The 16,459-nt window shown below is 60.2% G+C and carries 14 protein-coding genes and 1 pseudogene; 7 read left to right on the top strand and 8 right to left on the bottom strand.

The annotated features are described in order from the left end of the window. Positions 1-5 precede the first annotated feature (5 nt). Positions 6-1,358, top strand: coding sequence for a bifunctional UDP-N-acetylglucosamine diphosphorylase/glucosamine-1-phosphate N-acetyltransferase GlmU (gene glmU, locus SynM161_RS05110; protein ID WP_186542188.1), 1,353 nt, complete (start codon positions 6-8; stop codon positions 1,356-1,358). A gap of 10 nt (positions 1,359-1,368) precedes the next feature. On the opposite strand, the gene murF is transcribed toward glmU, so the two are convergent. The 6 genes and pseudogenes from murF to menD form a co-directional block, all read right to left on the bottom strand. Continuing rightward, the gene (gene murF, locus SynM161_RS05105; protein ID WP_186542187.1) at positions 1,369-2,718 is read right to left on the bottom strand and encodes a UDP-N-acetylmuramoyl-tripeptide--D-alanyl-D-alanine ligase; all 1,350 of its coding nucleotides are present in this window, start codon (positions 2,716-2,718) and stop codon (positions 1,369-1,371) included. Next, complete coding sequence (locus SynM161_RS05100) at positions 2,715-3,497, bottom strand: hypothetical protein (protein ID WP_186542186.1); 783 nt, start codon at positions 3,495-3,497, stop codon at positions 2,715-2,717. Before SynM161_RS05100 ends, murF begins: the two co-directional genes overlap by 4 nt. Continuing rightward, positions 3,494-5,029 (bottom strand): glycogen synthase GlgA, encoded by a 1,536-nt coding sequence (gene glgA / locus SynM161_RS05095; protein WP_186542185.1) that lies wholly within the window; start codon positions 5,027-5,029, stop codon positions 3,494-3,496. Before glgA ends, SynM161_RS05100 begins: the two co-directional genes overlap by 4 nt. Before the next feature lie 55 nt (positions 5,030-5,084). After that, positions 5,085-5,507 (bottom strand): annotated as a pseudogene (locus SynM161_RS05090) (L,D-transpeptidase). Between the two features lie 128 nt (positions 5,508-5,635). Continuing rightward, positions 5,636-6,505 (bottom strand): 1,4-dihydroxy-2-naphthoyl-CoA synthase, encoded by an 870-nt coding sequence (menB, locus tag SynM161_RS05085; protein WP_186542184.1) that lies wholly within the window; start codon positions 6,503-6,505, stop codon positions 5,636-5,638. Next, positions 6,502-8,196: a 2-succinyl-5-enolpyruvyl-6-hydroxy-3-cyclohexene-1-carboxylic-acid synthase gene (menD, locus tag SynM161_RS05080; RefSeq protein ID WP_186542183.1), complete on the bottom strand. Its 1,695-nt coding sequence runs from the start codon at positions 8,194-8,196 to the stop codon at positions 6,502-6,504. The genes menB and menD overlap by 4 nt, the downstream gene beginning before the upstream one ends. A gap of 57 nt (positions 8,197-8,253) precedes the next feature. On the opposite strand from menD, the gene lepB reads away from it, so the two are divergent. Together lepB and SynM161_RS05070 are read left to right on the top strand one after the other, a co-directional pair. After that, a complete protein-coding gene (gene lepB / locus SynM161_RS05075; protein WP_186542182.1) occupies positions 8,254-8,844 on the top strand; it encodes a signal peptidase I in 591 nt (196 codons plus the stop codon). Between the two features lie 49 nt (positions 8,845-8,893). Next, complete coding sequence (locus SynM161_RS05070) at positions 8,894-9,247, top strand: DUF760 domain-containing protein (RefSeq protein WP_186542181.1); 354 nt, start codon at positions 8,894-8,896, stop codon at positions 9,245-9,247. On the opposite strand, the gene SynM161_RS05065 is transcribed toward SynM161_RS05070, so the two are convergent. Next, positions 9,237-10,430 carry a DUF4336 domain-containing protein gene (locus SynM161_RS05065; protein ID WP_186542180.1) on the bottom strand — a complete coding sequence of 398 codons (1,194 nt, stop codon included), beginning with the start codon at positions 10,428-10,430 and terminating at the stop codon, positions 9,237-9,239. The genes SynM161_RS05070 and SynM161_RS05065 overlap by 11 nt on opposite strands. Positions 10,431-10,453: 23 nt before the next feature. On the opposite strand from SynM161_RS05065, the gene SynM161_RS05060 reads away from it, so the two are divergent. Next, the gene (locus SynM161_RS05060) at positions 10,454-10,744 is read left to right on the top strand and encodes a hypothetical protein (protein ID WP_186542179.1); all 291 of its coding nucleotides are present in this window, start codon (positions 10,454-10,456) and stop codon (positions 10,742-10,744) included. Positions 10,745-12,921: 2,177 nt separating this feature from the next. Continuing rightward, positions 12,922-13,767, top strand: a complete 846-nt coding sequence (locus SynM161_RS05055) for a sigma-70 family RNA polymerase sigma factor (RefSeq protein WP_255441955.1) — start codon at positions 12,922-12,924, stop codon at positions 13,765-13,767. Between the two features lie 488 nt (positions 13,768-14,255). Here the strand turns inward: SynM161_RS05055 and SynM161_RS05050 are convergent, their stop codons facing one another. Beyond that, the gene (locus SynM161_RS05050) at positions 14,256-14,504 is read right to left on the bottom strand and encodes a hypothetical protein (RefSeq protein ID WP_186515154.1); all 249 of its coding nucleotides are present in this window, start codon (positions 14,502-14,504) and stop codon (positions 14,256-14,258) included. A 94-nt stretch (positions 14,505-14,598) separates the two neighbouring features. Here SynM161_RS05050 and SynM161_RS12030 point away from each other — a divergent pair, with 94 nt between their 5' ends. Together SynM161_RS12030 and SynM161_RS05045 are read left to right on the top strand one after the other, a co-directional pair. Then, entirely contained in the window at positions 14,599-14,724 is a 126-nt protein-coding gene (locus SynM161_RS12030) for a hypothetical protein (RefSeq protein ID WP_255441954.1), read from the top strand. Between the two features lie 317 nt (positions 14,725-15,041). After that, a complete protein-coding gene (locus tag SynM161_RS05045; RefSeq protein WP_186542530.1) occupies positions 15,042-15,326 on the top strand; it encodes a DUF1651 domain-containing protein in 285 nt (94 codons plus the stop codon). The last annotated feature ends 1,133 nt before the right edge of the window (positions 15,327-16,459 follow it).

Raw genomic sequence — 16,459 nt, 5'->3', positions numbered from 1 at the left:
TCCGCATGCTTGCCGTAGCCGTACTGGCCGCTGGAAAAGGCACCCGCATGAAGAGCGCACTCCCAAAAGTGCTCCAACCGCTGGCGGGAGCCACCCTGGTGGAACGGGTGCTCGCCAGTGCCGGCAACCTGAAACCGGAACGGCGGCTGCTGATCGTTGGGCATCAAGCCGAACGGGTGGAGCAGCAGCTGGCACCGCTCGGAGGCCTGGAATTTGTTCTGCAGCAGCCCCAGAACGGCACGGGCCATGCGGTGCAACAGCTGGTCCCATCGCTGCAGGGCTTTGAAGGGGAACTGCTCGTGCTCAACGGCGATGTACCGCTGCTGCGACGTGAAACCGTCGACGCATTGGTGCAACAGCACCGGGCCAGCGGTGCCGATGTCACCCTGCTGACGGCACGGCTCGAGAATCCCACCGGTTACGGGCGTGTGTTCGCCGATGCCGAGGGCCAGGTGAGCAGCATCATTGAGCATCGCGATTGCACAGACGAGCAACGCAGCAACAACCTCACCAACGCCGGGATCTACTGCTTCAACTGGACAGCCCTGGCCAACGTTCTGCCGAAGCTCAGCACCGACAACGATCAGGGGGAGCTCTATCTCACCGACACGGTGGCGATGCTGCCGAAGGCCATGCACCTGGAGGTGGCCGATGCCGATGAGGTGAACGGCATCAACAACCGGCGGCAACTGGCCCAGTGCGAAGCCCTGCTGCAGCAACGGTTGCGCCACCACTGGATGGATGAAGGGGTCACCTTCGTTGATCCCGAAAGCTGCACCCTCAGCGAAGGCTGCAGTTTCGGCCGCGATGTGGTGATCGAACCGCAAACCCACTTCCGCGGCCGTTGCGTGGTCGGCGACAACTCCCGGATCGGCCCCGGCAGCCTGATCGAGGACGCGTCGGTTGGGACCAATGTCAGTGTGGTGCACTCTGTGGTGCGAGAGGCCAACGTCGGCAATGACGTTGCCATCGGTCCCTTTGCTCACCTGCGGCCGGCCGCTGATGTCGGTGATGGCTGCCGCATCGGCAACTTTGTGGAGGTGAAGAAAAGCCAGCTGGGGGCTGGCACCAAGGTGAACCACCTCAGCTACATCGGCGACGCCCAACTGGGGGAGAAGGTCAACGTGGGGGCCGGAACCATCACCGCCAACTACGACGGGGTGAACAAGCACCGCACCGTGATCGGCAGCAACAGCAAAACCGGTGCCAATTCCGTGCTGGTGGCCCCCATCAACGTCGGTGAACGCGCCACCATCGGTGCCGGGTCAACGATCACCAAGGATGTGGCGGATGGCGCCCTGGCAATCGGTCGCGCCCGCCAGATGACCAAGGACGCCTGGGCGGAACGAAAGGTTTAGTCCAGCCTTTTCAGAGGCGTGGCAACAGCGGAATCAACCGTTCCAGGGCGACACCGCGGCTGGCCTTGAGCAGCAAAACATCACCGGAGTTCAGCCAGGCGGCCAGGGGCGCTGCGGCGTCTTCGGGATGCGACACCAGCTGCAGGTGGGGCAGGGGAGCCGCCACTTCAGCCATCGCCTTGCCCTCCGCACCGCCATCCACCAGCACCAGACCATCCAGGCCCAGATGCACGGCGCGGGCGGCAACCTCCTGATGCAGCTCCAGGCTGCGCTCCCCAAGCTCGAGCATGGTCCCCAACACGGCAAAACGTCGCCCCGGTTGCGCCGCCAGCAGCTCAAGAGCCGCCAACACCGCCTCAGGCGAGGCGTTGTAGGTCTCATCGAGGAGTGTCAAACCACCCTGCTGAAGGCGTCGGTTGCGTCCGCCCGGCACCGTCACCTGCATGCCTTGCAACGCCTTGCGGGACACGCCCAACTGGTCTGCAACAGCGACGGCCAAGAGCAGGTTGCGGGCGTTGTGGCGTCCCTCCAGCTGTAGCGGGAGACGATCCGCATCGATCAGCAACTGGTCGCCGTTGATGTCTCCAACCAGATCGGATTCGACCTCGGGATCGTCAGCCAGGCGCACGCGCAGCACGCGGCCGGACCACACCGCCGCCAAAGCCGACTCCAGCAGGGGATCACCGGCGGGAATCACCACGGTTCCCTTCGGATGCAACCCAGCCGTGATTTCACATTTGGCCGCTGCAATCGCTTCACGGCTGCCGAGACGACCGATGTGGGCCGTGCCGATGTTGGTGATCACCGCATGATCCGGCTCGGTGCAGCGGGAGAGACGCTCGATCTCCCCAGGCCCCCGCATGCCCATCTCAATCACCAGAGCCGCATCAGCTGCGGTGGCGCCCAGAACGGTGAGGGGAACGCCGACATCGTTGTTGTTGTTGCCTTCGCTGGCCTGAATCGCTCCCAGCGGAGCCAATGCCGCTCGAATCAACTCCCGGGTTGTGGTTTTGCCGGCTGAGCCCGTCACCGCCACCAGAGGCTTGGCCAGGGCACGGCGATGCAGCAAGGCCAGCTGTTGATAGGCCAGCAGTGTGTCGTCCACCCGCCAATGCAACAGGCCCGAAGGCAACGTTTCAGTCCAGCTGCGGCTCACAACAGCAGCCTGAACCTTGTGTTCAGGCAGTTGGGCAAGAAAGTGATGACCATCGAAGCGCTCGCCCACCAGGGGGACAAAAAAATCACCCGGCTGAAGCTGTCGGCTGTCGGTGCAGACCCGTCCCACAGGGGCATTGGGTTCAAAGCTGCCGCCCTGCGGCGTTCCCCAGGCATCAAGCAGCTGACGCAGCGTCAGGGTCATCCCACCAACCCGAGGTCAAACAGGATCATGCCGCCCCCAACCCGAGCTGACCGCCCCAGCAGATCGCCCTGTTCATTGACCAACTGAAGACTGGCGTAATCCAGCTCAAACGCCGACTGAAGCCAGCTGGAGGCGAGGCTCTGGCGCTGATCGAGAGACAACTGCTGCCAAGCGTCAACAGACAACTCCAACAGCAAGCGGTCCTGCTCCGGAACGGGCTTGGCTGAACGGAGCAGTCCTTCCGGGACGGCCTTGTCCTGAAACAACTCGAACAGCGGATCGAAACTGAGTTGGGGTTGGAGGGGCTGCTCCGGCTCCAATGGTTCCAAGGCCGGCTCCGCATCCACAGCTTCCGGCGGAGGGGATGGCTCCTCCAGCATGGGCTGTGGGGCTGGGATCAGCTCCGGCACAGGGAGCTCAAGGGGAGACGTCAGCTGCTCCATGACCGGCTCCGGACGCGGCGCAGGGCGGGCATGGTCCTGCCAGAAGCGGATCCCAGCAAGCGGAAGCAGCAGCAGCAGCAACAGCAGCAGTGGCCAGAAGCTGGGGGCCAGATCCCGGGGCCAGAAGCCTGGCACCGAAAGCTCACCCTCTCGATTGCGGCGCCAGAGTTCCTGACCCCTGAGCCGAAGATCGGCGGCCATCGCCTGCAGGTTGCGGCCGAACTCCTGCCAGGGGCTGACGTAGGGAGCCGGGAGATTGCCTGATGGCTCCACCCCCTGGAGCTCGGAACGAGCCTCAGGTGGGGAGTCGGATCGGGCGGGCTCGCTCAAACTCAACTGGATCGACGACCGAAGAGGCGATTCAGGGGATTCCGGCCGGCGGAGGTCACCTCAGCAGGAACCCTGGCCTCTTCAGTCTGCCCCTCGGAACGGGAAGGATCAGCAGCCTGCCCCTGAGAGAACTGTTCCACCAGGGCAGCATCCGGGGTGGGTTCCTTGATGCCGCAGACGTCCTTGTACATGAGGTCGTAGTCGACCGCGGAACGATCCCAGCTGTAGTCCTGATTCATGCCGCGTTTCTGCAGCTCGACCCAGCTGTCCCGGTGGCGGAAGGCCTCCCAGGCCCGCACCAGGGCTGTGTAGAAGTCGACCGGTTCGAAGCGATCGAAGCAGAAGCCTGTGCCGCTGTCGGCAGCGGGGATGTGGGGCGGAACTGTGTCAACGAGACCACCAACCTTGCGAACAACGGGCACTGAGCCGTAGCGCATGGCGTAGAGCTGGCTGATGCCACAGGGCTCAAACCGGCTGGGCATCAGGAAGGCATCGCTACCGCCGTAGATCAACCGCGACAGGTCGTCGTCATAGGTGAGGAAGACGGCGCACTTGCCGGGGTAACGGGATGCGAGTTGCCAGAGCCCGGATTCGAGCCCCCGGTCGCCGGTGCCCAGCACAACGATCTGGGTGTCGGTGTAGGCCAGCAACCGATCAGCCACCTGCAGCAGCAGATCAACTCCCTTCTGGTCGACCAGGCGGCTGACCATGCCAAGGACGAAGGCGTCCTCCCGCACCTCCAGCCCCATGCGTTCCTGGAGCACCTTCTTGCAGACCGCCTTGCCGGAAAGATCGTCGGCGCTGAAGTTCGCCGGCAGGGAGCGATCGGTGGCTGGGTCCCAGGCATCCAGATCAATGCCGTTGAGGATGCCGCGCAGCTTGCCCGAGACGAAGTTGAGCAGACCCTCCAGCTTTTCGCCGTATTCCGCCGTGCGGATCTCCTGGGCGTAGGTGGGCGACACCGCATTGACGCGATCGGCGTAGAGCAGGGCAGCGGCCATGGTGTGATCCCCCTGCATGTACCAGGGGCACCAGGTCATCCGATCGAGCTTCCAGCGCCAGGGACCCTGGTACTTGAGGTTGTGGATGGTGAACACCGTGCTGATGTCAGGGTCCTGATGCATCCACACCGGGATCATCCCGGTGTGCCAGTCGTGGCAATGCAGCACCTGGGGCTTCCAGACGTTCCAGGAGAATTCGGCAGCAGCACTGGCAAAGAAGGTGAAACGCCAGTCTTCGTCTTCACCGCCATAGATGCGCTCCGGATCGAACACCGGGTGACCCACCAGGTAAATCGTCATCCCATTGGTGGGATGTTTCGTTTCATAGACGGCGAACTCGGTGCCCATGGTCTGGGCCCGCCAGATCGGCTCCGCCGGCACATTGAGGCGGCTCCAGAGCTTGGCGTAGCCCGGCATGATCAGGCGCACGTCGTGGCCGAGCTTGGCCAATGCCGGGGGCAAAGAGCCAACAACATCGCCCATCCCTCCAACCTTGATCATCGGGGCGCATTCCGCTGCAGCGAAGAGGATGCGCATGTCTCAGATCGGCGTTGGCGCGGCGACTTTAAGGGGAATTTAGGAATCTGTTCCGTCAGGGAAGAACCGTCACCTGAGTTCCAAGCGACACCTGGCGATACAGGGCACGCACATCCTCGTTGTAAAGCCGCACGCAGCCATGAGAAACGGACCGTCCCACCGTCCAGCGGTGGGGGGTGCCATGGAACCCCGTGGTGGTGCATCCCTTGATGGTGATCCAGGCATCGCCGTCATGGGCATCACGGCCGCGGCAATCGCGATGGAAGGCGATCCAGTGGCTGCCCAAGGGATTGTTGGCCCCCTGTTACGCCACCCGCTCACCACTCACCGGATGCACCCACACCGGATTGGGGATCTTCTGAAGCACTTCAAAGCGTCCGGTGGGGGTTTCCCAGCCGGGCATTCCGATGGCCACCGGAAAGGCGTTGCGCAGCCTGCCGTTGTCGAGCAGAAAGACACGGCGACGGCCGCGCAACATCACCACATGGCGACTGCTGTTGCTCCGCAGATCCTGAGGCAGTGAAGCCAGGTCTGCCGTCACGGAATCCTCAGCCGCCGCCTGCAGCAGGGCCAGCGGTTCCGGCGGGGGGAGAGGAAGCATTCCCGTCAGGGTAACCAGCCTGTCTCGGAAAAATCCGGAGACCGCTTCTCAAGGAAGGCATTGCGGCCTTCCACGGCTTCTTCGGTTCGATAAAAGAGATGGGTGGCATTGCCGGCCAGCTCCTGAATCCCGGCAAGGCCATCGGTTTCGGCATTGAATGCGGCCTTGAGGCAACGGATGGCCGTGGGGCTGTGCTGCAGCACCTCCCGGGCCCAACGCACCCCCTCCGCCTCCAACTGATCCAACGGCACCACGGCATTAACGAGCCCCATCTCCAGGGCCGCCTGGGCGCCATAACGGCGGCAGAGAAACCAGATCTCGCGCGCTTTGCGCTGGCCGACCACACGAGCCAGATAGCCCGAACCAAAGCCGCCATCAAAACTGCCGACCTTGGGTCCGGTCTGGCCAAACACGGCGTTGTCGGCGGCAAGGCTGAGGTCGCAGAGCAGATGCAGCACCTGGCCGCCGCCCATCGCATAGCCCGCCACCAGAGCGATCACCACCTTGGGCAAGCTGCGGATGATGCGCTGCAGATCCAGCACGTTCAAGCGCGGCAGGCCGTCCTCACCGACGTAACCACCATCGCCACGAACACTCTGATCACCGCCGGAACAGAAGGCATATCCACCATCAGGAGCCGGGCCAACCCCCGTGAACAGCACCACACCGATGTCACGGTCATCCCGGATGCGCGTGAAGGCATCACAGAGCTCCATCACCGTCTGCGGACGGAAGGCATTGCGCTTGGCGGGGCGGTTGATGGCCACGCGAGCCAGGCCGTCCGCGCAACGGTCCACGAGGATGTCCTGATAGGTGCCCCACGGTGTCCATTGCGCTGTTGGCGCACCGGGGAGCACCTGACGCATGTCACTCATCGGGTTCCGAGCTCGGTGCGTTCATTCTGAGCAGCGGCGCGCAGCTGCTGACGCAGGGCGGCATCACGTTCACGGTCGGTGCACAAGCGCAACAACACCGGACGCTGCTGCGACAAGCCCCAGGCCAAAGCCTCCTCCAGGTCGTCCAAACAGGCCACCTGGCGACCAGGCACACCATGGGCCGCCGCCAAGGCCAGGGGATCCACCTGCTGGGGCATCGCGAAGAGTGATTCGAAGGCCCGTGTAGCGATGGGCAACTGCTGGAAAATGCCGCCGCCCCCGTTGTCGATCAGCAGCACCAGCAATGGCGGAGCTTCCGCAGCGGACGAGGCATGCAGCCAGCCGTTGCTGTCGTGCAGCAGCGCCAGATCCCCGGTCACCAGAGCCAGCGGACCGAGATTCGTCGCCAGACCCATGGCGAGGGACAAGGTGCCGTCAATTCCCGAGGCCCCGCGGAAGCTGAAGCATCGGTGACGGCCGCTGACTGGGCCACCCCAGGTCAACCAGTCGCGCACCGGCGAACTGGCGGCCAGCATCACCGGCAACCGCTCCGGCAGGAGCTGGGGAAGCCAGTAGGCCAGAGCGGGCTCATTGACTGCGCCGCTCAAGGGCAGATGGGTCTCAAGCCACCGTGAAAGGTCATTGGTCCCAACCGACGGCTTGCTCTGCTGATCGAGAACGGGCTGTTTGGCAATCCAGGCGGCCATGCCCCCCGACCATTGGCGGGCCGTCTGCAAGGGATCCAGCGGCCTTGAATCCCCTTCGGTGATCAACAGTTGGGGGCCCTGATGCTGCTGAAGCCAGGCCTCCAACCGCCGGCTTGCGGGCATCGGCCCAAGCCGCAGCAGCTGAGCATCGTCAGGGAGATTCAGCCGATCAAGCTGCAGCTCCCAGTGCTCGATGCGGTTGGGGCACTCAGAAGCCAGAGCTGCCAGGGGATCGGCCAGCAGAGGCCAACCGCTGAGGTTCAGCCAGCGATGCAGCGCCTGTTGATATGCCTCCAAGGAAGGCGTGAGTCCACGCCAGGGGCCAGCAATGACAACCCCCGGGCGCTCGGGATCGAGGTGAGGCGCAGGCCCAATCTCGGCCGAATGCTCAGGGCAAGCCACGGTTGAACATGCACCCGAAACCAGCTGTTGCTGCTGCTCGAGAGTGGTGTGCAGCGGCTCTTCGAAGGGCATGTTGAGGTGAACCGGTCCTGGCGGCTCAGTGCCTGCGCCCTGGGCTTGCTGCCAGGCCTGAACCGCCAGGGCGTTGAGGGCATCGTTTGACTGGGCATGGACACCTGCCCCCGCTCCACTGCCGAACCAGCGGCAGGCCGAGAGCAGAAAGGATTCCTGATTGACGGTCTGGTTGGCACCGCAGTTTTTGAGCCGGGCGGGGCGATCTGCTGTGAGCAGCAGCAAGGGCTGACAGGAGCGGTCCGCCTCCACCGCAGCGGGTAGCAGGTTGGCCACCGCGGTGCCGGAGGTGGTGACCACCGCCACGGCACGTCCATGGGCGGTCGCCATGCCGAGAGCCAGAAAGGCGGCCGAGCGCTCATCGATCGCTGTGACCAACTGCAGCTTCGCCTGGGACGCCAGCACGCCCGCCGCTGTTGCCAGGGGGCCGGAACGGCTGCCGGGGCAGAGCACCAGCTGCTTCAGCCCCTGGAGGCACAACGCCTCAAGCAGGGTGAGGGCGGCCTGCAAATTGGCGCGAGCGATGGTCAGTGCAGCAGGCCAGGCTGGTGTGATCTTCGGTCAACGATGACCCAACCCACGACACCCGCTCCAGGAGAAGACAGCAAGGGCTTCTGGCGCAATCTGATTCTTTGGGCACTGCTGGCACTGCTACTGCGCTGGCTGGTGGTGGAACCACGCTGGATTCCCTCCGGCTCGATGCTGCCCACCCTGCAGCTGCAGGACCGCATCCTCGTGGAAAAGGTGAGGCCCCGTCTGGCACGCAGCCGCCACGGCCATCTGCACCGGGGCGATGTGGTGGTGTTCGCTCCGCCGGAGCAGCTCGTGGCCGCTGGCTATGACGCATCAGCTGCGTTGATCAAGCGGGTGGTGGGGCTTCCTGGCGATCAGCTGAACGTGCACGACGGCAAGCTGTTCCGCAACGGCGAACCAGCTACAGAACCTTGGCTGGCGGAACCGATCAACTACGCCATGGCCCCGATCACCGTGCCGGCGGATCAGTTGTGGGTGATGGGGGACAACCGCAATGCCAGCCTTGATTCCCACCTCTGGGGATCACTGCCGGAAACCAATGTTCTGGGCACGGCGGTCTGGCGGTACTGGCCGCTACAAAGGTTCGGTCCGTTACGGATCACCGAAAGCAGCGATGGCGGTTGATTCCAATGCCTTGCGTTAGTGTCAGGTTCGTGATGTAGATCACAGTCGAATGTTTAACCCCGAGTTCCTGACAACTGACAACAGTGATGGTCACGCGGGGAACAGCCTGATCCACTACCTGCAAGAGCAGTCGTCAGACACCCTGCAGCGGGTCGCCAAGGCAGCAAGCAACGATGTTCAAGACATCATTCGCCACAACGTTCAGGGGCTACTGGGAATGCTTCCTGGCGAGCACTTTGAAGTCAAGGTGACGGCGAATCGCGACAACCTCGCCAACATGTTGGCCTCAGCAATGATGACCGGGTATTTCCTGCGCCAGATGGAACAGCGCAAGGAGCTCGAGGAAACCCTGTTCGCCGACGAACAGATGGCGATCGAGCCGGAAGACGAACTCAAGCTTTGATCACGGGCTGATCAGGCACGACGCCGAGATCCAGCAAACGCTGATCAATGGAACTCAAAAATTCCCAATTCTCTGAACTTGGCGCCCAATCCCGCTGTCGCAATGATGCGAGCAGTTGTTGCACTGTTTCGGACGTAAATGTAACTGGCGCGCTGTAGTGGGCCGGCACCAACCAGCGCAGCTCAGCCAGACCGCTTAGCTCGTCCAACCAACGCAACAGGGCGTCCTGGGCTCTTGGCAACACCAACCGCTCGAGCACTGGGGCCACCTGCAGCCTGGGCGCTTCTTCGCCCATCAAGCCATCGGCAGCCGCCTGCCAACCGGCCTTCCAACGGAAGGGGTAGAGGCCGAAGTGGGCCTTAAGGGAGCGGAGCCCGGGCTTGAACGCATCCCGCAGCAACTCCGGCAGCTCTGGCACCTCCAACGGTTCCGGCCGGAGATAGGAGGCAAACAGCACCAACCGGGCCCAGCCACGGCGGCGGGCTTCCGCTGAATCAATGAGGGGTTCATCACCCCGTTCACGGGCATGGAACAACAGTGGCGTTGGGTCGAGATCGAACAGGGCCGGGGGTTCAGCACTGATGCCCACAAGGGCGTCGGTCACCAACAGAGCCCCCGACGGGCGATGAAAACAGGAGACTTCCTGGAAACGACCCACGCCAAGGTCCAGCGGTCCAAGGGAGAACCACGCACAAACATCGCTATGGGGGACGCCATCGTCGAACAACACCTTGGTGCGGCGTGCCGGGACACCCAGCCAGGCCAGTGGCAACTGCACCGGGAAACTCCACTGGCCCGGACACACCCAGATGTCCGCATCCGGGAAGGCGCGTGCCAGGGGACCGAGGGGAAGCTTGTGCTCCAAACCAGAGGCGGTGGGCAGCACGATCGAGCGCACCGGACCGTGCTGTTGTTCCAGCTCGGAAATGGCTTGGCGAACCTCACCGGTGGGCGGCAGAGGGTTCACCAACATCAAGCCACCGGGCACCTTGGCCACGGTGAGCCGCACCGGCACGGCCACGTAATAGACACCCTGCAGCTGCTCCAGGCTCCAGAGCTGACCAGGGATCAGCTCACTGAACAGCGTGCGGCGGCGGCCGTAGGGGTAGAGCGGCAGCAGCGGCCAGAAACCCCAGCGCTGATCAGCAGGATTCACACCAGCTCCAGCCACCACACTCCCCATCGATGCAGTGATTCTGCAGAGGAATGGATCAGGCCAAGGTCAAACCACCCACTCCGGTGCAGAACAGCACAAGCCGCCACGCCGGTTGCCGCCATCTCACCTCGTATTCATTCCGGTATCGCTACGCCAAGGGGATGCATACCTCGAACGCGCCAATCGCCAACATCTCCGAAGCAATGAGGCGCACCATCGAGGTTCACCTAAAGAGCTATGCGCGGTTCAAGCCCAATGCAACGGCGATCATCATTGCGGCAGTGAGCGTCTCATTGCCCGATCCTTCTGACAGAGGCAGCCGCAGCAGAATGAACACCTAAAGAAGAGCTGCAAGCTCTGGAGAACCACCTGGCAGAAGCAAGTCGACTAGGCCCCTGAGGCTGGATAGTTGAGGGAGACGCGGGCTAGGGGGACCCGCGAACTACATCTCCCGAAGCGCTGGCAGTGGTGCTTGCGCCATCGAAATCATCAAATAATTGGCTTTTCCCCTCAAGAGTCTTAATGCCTAATTGGTGTTCAGGGGCTTACATATCGGCACCTACCCAGTCAGTGTTGAGGAGAGGGCAGTGGTGCCCTTCTCTGCGTCGAACAAATACGAAGTGGCGGACTTAGGGGGTCTACTCCTTTTTTGTTGACTGAGCAGAGCGGAAAACTCAAGGAAGTCACCGCACGGGGGCAGCCCTCGTCATAAGCATTACCTCCTTTGAGAGAAATTAAGGTACTCAAAGTTGGTATCGAGCGGATAAACCACTGCGTCGCAGTGGTTTACATAACTCATTCGGGAACTACATGGAACTCAATGCTGAGTCTTCCGATTTTCTTTAGGTTTCTGCTATTGGCATTCGTTGGAGCAACCGTTGCAACTGTGGCTAACTCCAAAAGAGACTTTGCTTTGCTCGCGGGCACCTTCCTATTAGGGCTTGGAGCCTTAGAAGCAGTCCTTAATTTCTTCGGCTTCTAGGCCTTTCAAGTTGCAGAAGGAGATGAGCTGGGCTCCTGAGGCGAGTTGAGACTTTTTCTAAGACCGAAGAAATCCCATAGGGTGCCGACATGGGCATCCATCCAGCCGATCAACCGCTCCTTGAGCAGCAAGAGGAGGACAGCTTTGAGGCTTGGCAGAAGCGCAGAGCAAAAGAAGCGGAAGAGCCTTGGGCCTTCCCCGACGATGGAGCTGGATCTACAGAGGCTGCCTGAGATTGCTCCGCTAGTGAAACTTCAAGCGCGACGTGCGCGGCGGCTTTGAGCTGAATCCAAAGGAGATTCCTCTGAGCCCGTTGATATTGCGTGCAATGGACAGGCGAGAGCACGAAAAGGAGCGTGCATCCCTTCAAAGATGACCGAACCGATTGGCGCGCCGCCTGAAAGATGGATTGTCATAACCGGGAAAATCTTCAAACGGTCTACGAACGTCAAGTTCCCAGCCGGCGATCGGCTTCCCGTACTTCACCTGATCCAGTGCCACAGGCGAGACATCACACCCTTGGGATTGCTCTAGCGATCCTGCCAGGCATCAAGTGCTGGTGAGCTTGGTCGGCCTCATCTGATTCATACGACTTTGCCCTGTACTTCCTCTTCTGCCTCAGCACGAAGGAAACGCTTGTGTTGAGGTGACTCAAGGCCAGTCATCTGAGCGTCGAGCCTTTCCAGAGCTTTGTTCTCGACTTTGCGACGTTCCTCATCCCACCACATCAATAGGGGATGCACATCACTTCTGGCCATTACAGAGACCTCCTAATCAGTTCTCGCGTTGTGGTCTCTCGGCCCTTCCGCATGAGTTGAGCCTCTCAGGTATTTCAGGTGCCCAATACCCCTATGCGGGGGTATTGGAAAAAGCCAAACAGGAGTCAAATAAACAGATCGAAGGGGCGTCAGCACCTCCTTCGGTCATCGAGCGAGAGCCCTGGACCTGAGACGACAGGGTTTTCGTCTTTGCCTCGAGAACCACCCTGGAGCTGTCACTCTCCAGGGTTTTTCTTTTGTCCCCAAGCAGGGATATTGAGGTGCCTGTGCCGGATGGGAGATTGACAGAATCAAAGCAGGAGGGCTTTGTGGCCACTTCCTTCATTCCCCAAACGTGTACTGGGAGAACTTGCTTGAAATGGTCTCCTGACGGCTCATTGTCCGAGCACGATCAAGATGAACTGATGAAACGCCTTTGCGCGACTGATCCGGCATTGGCTCAATCCGAAGCTTGTAACGCTAGTCAGGATGCAGATCTGAGCAAGAACAACAAAAGGTGAGTCCTTTTCTATTACTGGTTGGCTTAGGGGCTCGGCGGCTATCTCGCCGTATGGCGTAACAAGCGGGCCTTCAAAGGCAAAAAAAGGTCAAGCTTTAGCTAACCAAGTTTGCTCGATCGGATATTTCGCAGCATACGTCGCCGTGACTACGGCACAGGTGGCAGAGATGTTGATGCAAGCAAATGTGCGGAGAAATCTGGGGGGTTTCACCACCTCGCAGAAAAACCTGCAACGATCGTTGAAACAAAGGTCGCCTTATGGACTCTTTCGGCGACTACTTGCAGGAGATCGGACGGGTCCCCCTACTAACGGATCAAGAGGAGATCTACTGCTCCCGTCAAATCCAGGCATGGCTCCAATACGTTGGCGGACCTGAAGCCGCTCCCGCACAAGTTCGGCGGCGCGGGAGGCGGGCTAAGGAACGTTTGATGGCAGGCAATCTCCGCTTGGTTGTCTCCGTTTGTAAGAAAAAGATGGGGAATGGCCTTGAGTTACAGGACATGGTCCAGGAGGGTTCACTTGGTCTGAGCCGAGCCGCTGAAAAATTTGATGCAACAAGGGGGTATAAGTTTTCGACCTACGCCTACTGGTGGATCCGTCAGGGGCTCAACCGAGCGATCAGCCAGCAGAGCAGAACGATCCGAATTCCCTCAAACCGGAGGGAGCTGCTCTCAAAAATCAAACAAGTGAGTTCGCGGCTGACCTTGCAGCATGGAGACCAGCCGACGCTGCAACAGATCTCTGATCATTTGGCCATAACAGTGGAGGAAATAACGAAGACCCTTGCCGACGACCAGCGCACCCGCTGCTGCTCACTCGATGCAGCAACAACAGAAGGAGGTAGAAGCCTTCTGGATCGGATCGCAGCCCCTGGCGACGAGCCGGAGGTGACTGACATGGAGGAAGCAGTCCAAGCCGCACTTGGTCGACTTAATAAGCAAGATGCCCAAATTATTCGTATGCGCTTCTTTGAGGGACACACCCTTGCCGAGATCGGCAGATCAATGAGTATTTCTCGAGAATGGGTTCGTCGGTTGGAGACCAGGGCTTTGATCAACCTGCGCATTCAGCTGCGAATATCGCCAGCATTGATATCACTCTGAATAACGACAACGTGACACCTTGTTTCGTCGACGTTGGTCTACTGATCAGAATCATTTGCAAATTCAAGGTCAGCCCAACTCAGCTCAACCCAATTGAGACCCTCCTCAATTTCTTGCCTTAGAAGTGCAGCCTCATCGTTGGCACCATCGGCGACGAGGATTAAATACTTTCTGTATTCAGCCAGCCAAGCGATGAGGTTCGGAGTGCTGTTCGTCATGCTCTGCCCTTCGTGTTGCATGCTAAGCAGCATCGCAACTTTGGCTGCTTAACCGTGGTGCGATGAGGGCAGGTTGCGCAAACCCAACTGTTCCCTCATCCCGTCGCCTCAGTTTGACCACCGACCTAGAGGAGGTCTGCACGAGCACGACACCCACATACTGATAACAGCCGAACGAGATGGCATCAGTAGCAATAAAGGATATTTACTCACCTCAGCCATGGTTATCACCCGATGGTCCACTGTGGAGGTGAACCTTGGACCGAGGACTCAACGACAAATCTCAACGACGCAATATCGGAGCTTGAGGCCCGAATCGCCAATCCACGTCATTGGAGCAAAGAAGAGAATGAGCAGAACATCGAAAAGCTGCGTCAGCTCAACTTCCAAAAGCAACTTTTGATCGACTACGCCCAGAAGTAGACAACGCACCTGCGGATCGAGGCTGGTTACCCGCAGCTGACAGGCCAACCCCACTAGAAGGTAAGCATGGATACCCACACCACGGGTCTCCTTCATGGAGGAGGCTCCAATGGCTGAACGATCAACGCGAAGTCGGCTCACATACAGCGGTAAAGCAGGCCGGACCTACGCAGAGTCATTGCATTGGGGCATGAGGTGGGAAGGGCTACGCAGCCGTTGGTTCAGCCGCTTTGGGCGCTGGGCTGACGCAGAAGAGTGCTTGGCCCGCTTTGATCACCTCGAGCGGGAATACGCCGAAGAGGTCAAGCAGAACTGACCTTTGGCTACTAGAAACTCACGGCCGCAACTGCAGCTGCCGTGAGTCAGAAGGAGTAGCCGCGTCAAATGAAGGATGGCCCGGGAAGATCCACCGGGAATTATTAGGGAGATTCACTCCCCCCCTATGCCAGTAGGGGGTTGCGATCGTCCACAGTAGGGAAGACCTTCGGACCGAGGACCCAGCGAGAGAACTCAACAACCAAATCTCGGAGCTTCAAGCCCGGGTTGCCTACCCACAGCACTGGAGCAGCGGAGAGCATGAGCAGCACATCGAAAGGCTCCGCCAGCTCACCTACGAAAAAAGCCGTCTGATCGATCGATCAGGCTCCTCTCCCATGGGGCGAGCTCATCACTGAAGAACTCTCCTACAAGTCAGTTGGCGCGTGGCTTGTCAATGAGCCACAGCAGCTTTACTACCAATTCACCGCTTCCAAGGATGGCTCTCAAGGGGAGTCGATCGTCATGCGCAGCTTCCATTGGAGACCACCTGACGACCCGATTCCTCAGGGGAGTCAACTGATGACAAGACAAGAGGCGCTGGAGAAATGGAATGCACTCAAGTCAATGGGCTGGAGGAGGTGCGCCGGTCCACTTCGGTAGGGCAGTGAACGGAGCAACCAAGTGCTTACGAGTAGTTGGCAATTGGAGCAACACCAGCGGTAGTCCAGAGTGCGGTTATGAAACAGCCGAACACACAGCGACTTAGGGCTCTACGGCTGTCTGCACTCGCGAGGGACAACAAAGTCATCAATGCCATTCGCTCCTCGATCACTCAGGCCCCTGATGCTCTGGTTAAGGAGTTGATGGACGTCCATGGATGGCCAGCGCATGAAGCCCTCTGCGCAGTTCAGCAGCTACAGCAAGATGTCCTCGATGACACGACTGAACAGGCATCGGCGTGAAAGAAATCATTCGCTACGGCCAAGTTTGGGTCGAGCGATTGAAGCCCCAGTCAGCTCTGGCCATCGCTTGAAGTGAGGGCTCACTGGCATTCGATGCACGCACGATTCGAATGCCTACCTTGCGAGTGTCGTCCTCTTTAGGGACATGGGATTCGACGGAGTCGATAAGACAGACCGCTTCATCATTGCCGCCAGGCGACGCGCCGAAGCTGCATTGCATGAAACGTCTCCAAAGCTGACGGCACTTGAAAAAGCGATGTGGCTCAAGTTGAAGCGAGGTGAACGCCCCTGCAAAAACAGCAAAGCGTCCTAGGGAACTGCTCACCTGCACTTCAACAAAAGAGGAGGCCGCCCCTCCCAGATGGAAGAGACGGCCTAACTCGCTCGTTTATGCATTGCAGTCGACCTAGTCAGTACGTGTTGCCTTTGGGGATCTCCTTGGCAATGGGACTGAAAGAGGAAGGTCGAAGCGTCTGGCTTATGGCAACCCTGGGGCCATTTGGACCAGGTGTGTAGCGGGACTCCTGCGGGGCACCTACGCACGGTGCAGAGGAGTATCGACTGATCAGACGCACATCAGTGTCGTCACAGACGAGGCGCTCACGGTTGGGTTGAAAAGTTGGAGCAGGGGCCAGAAAAGTCAGGCTGCTTCTGCGATTTGCTCAGGTGGAGTGTCGGCCGTCATGGGCTCCTCCGATCTCGATGCACACACTCTCGGCAGCCGTGGAGCACTCGGCAATCAGCTGTCGTGCTCATTGCCTTCTGAGGCAGAGCGACCGATTGTTGGAACGGCGTGCCTCGTACTTGGACCAATGCGATGCGCAAGCTGTG

It is taken from the genome of Synechococcus sp. M16.1 (genome assembly GCF_014279895.1).
Lineage (GTDB): Bacteria > Cyanobacteriota > Cyanobacteriia > PCC-6307 > Cyanobiaceae > Parasynechococcus.
This window is presented reverse-complemented; position numbering and strand designations above follow the sequence as displayed.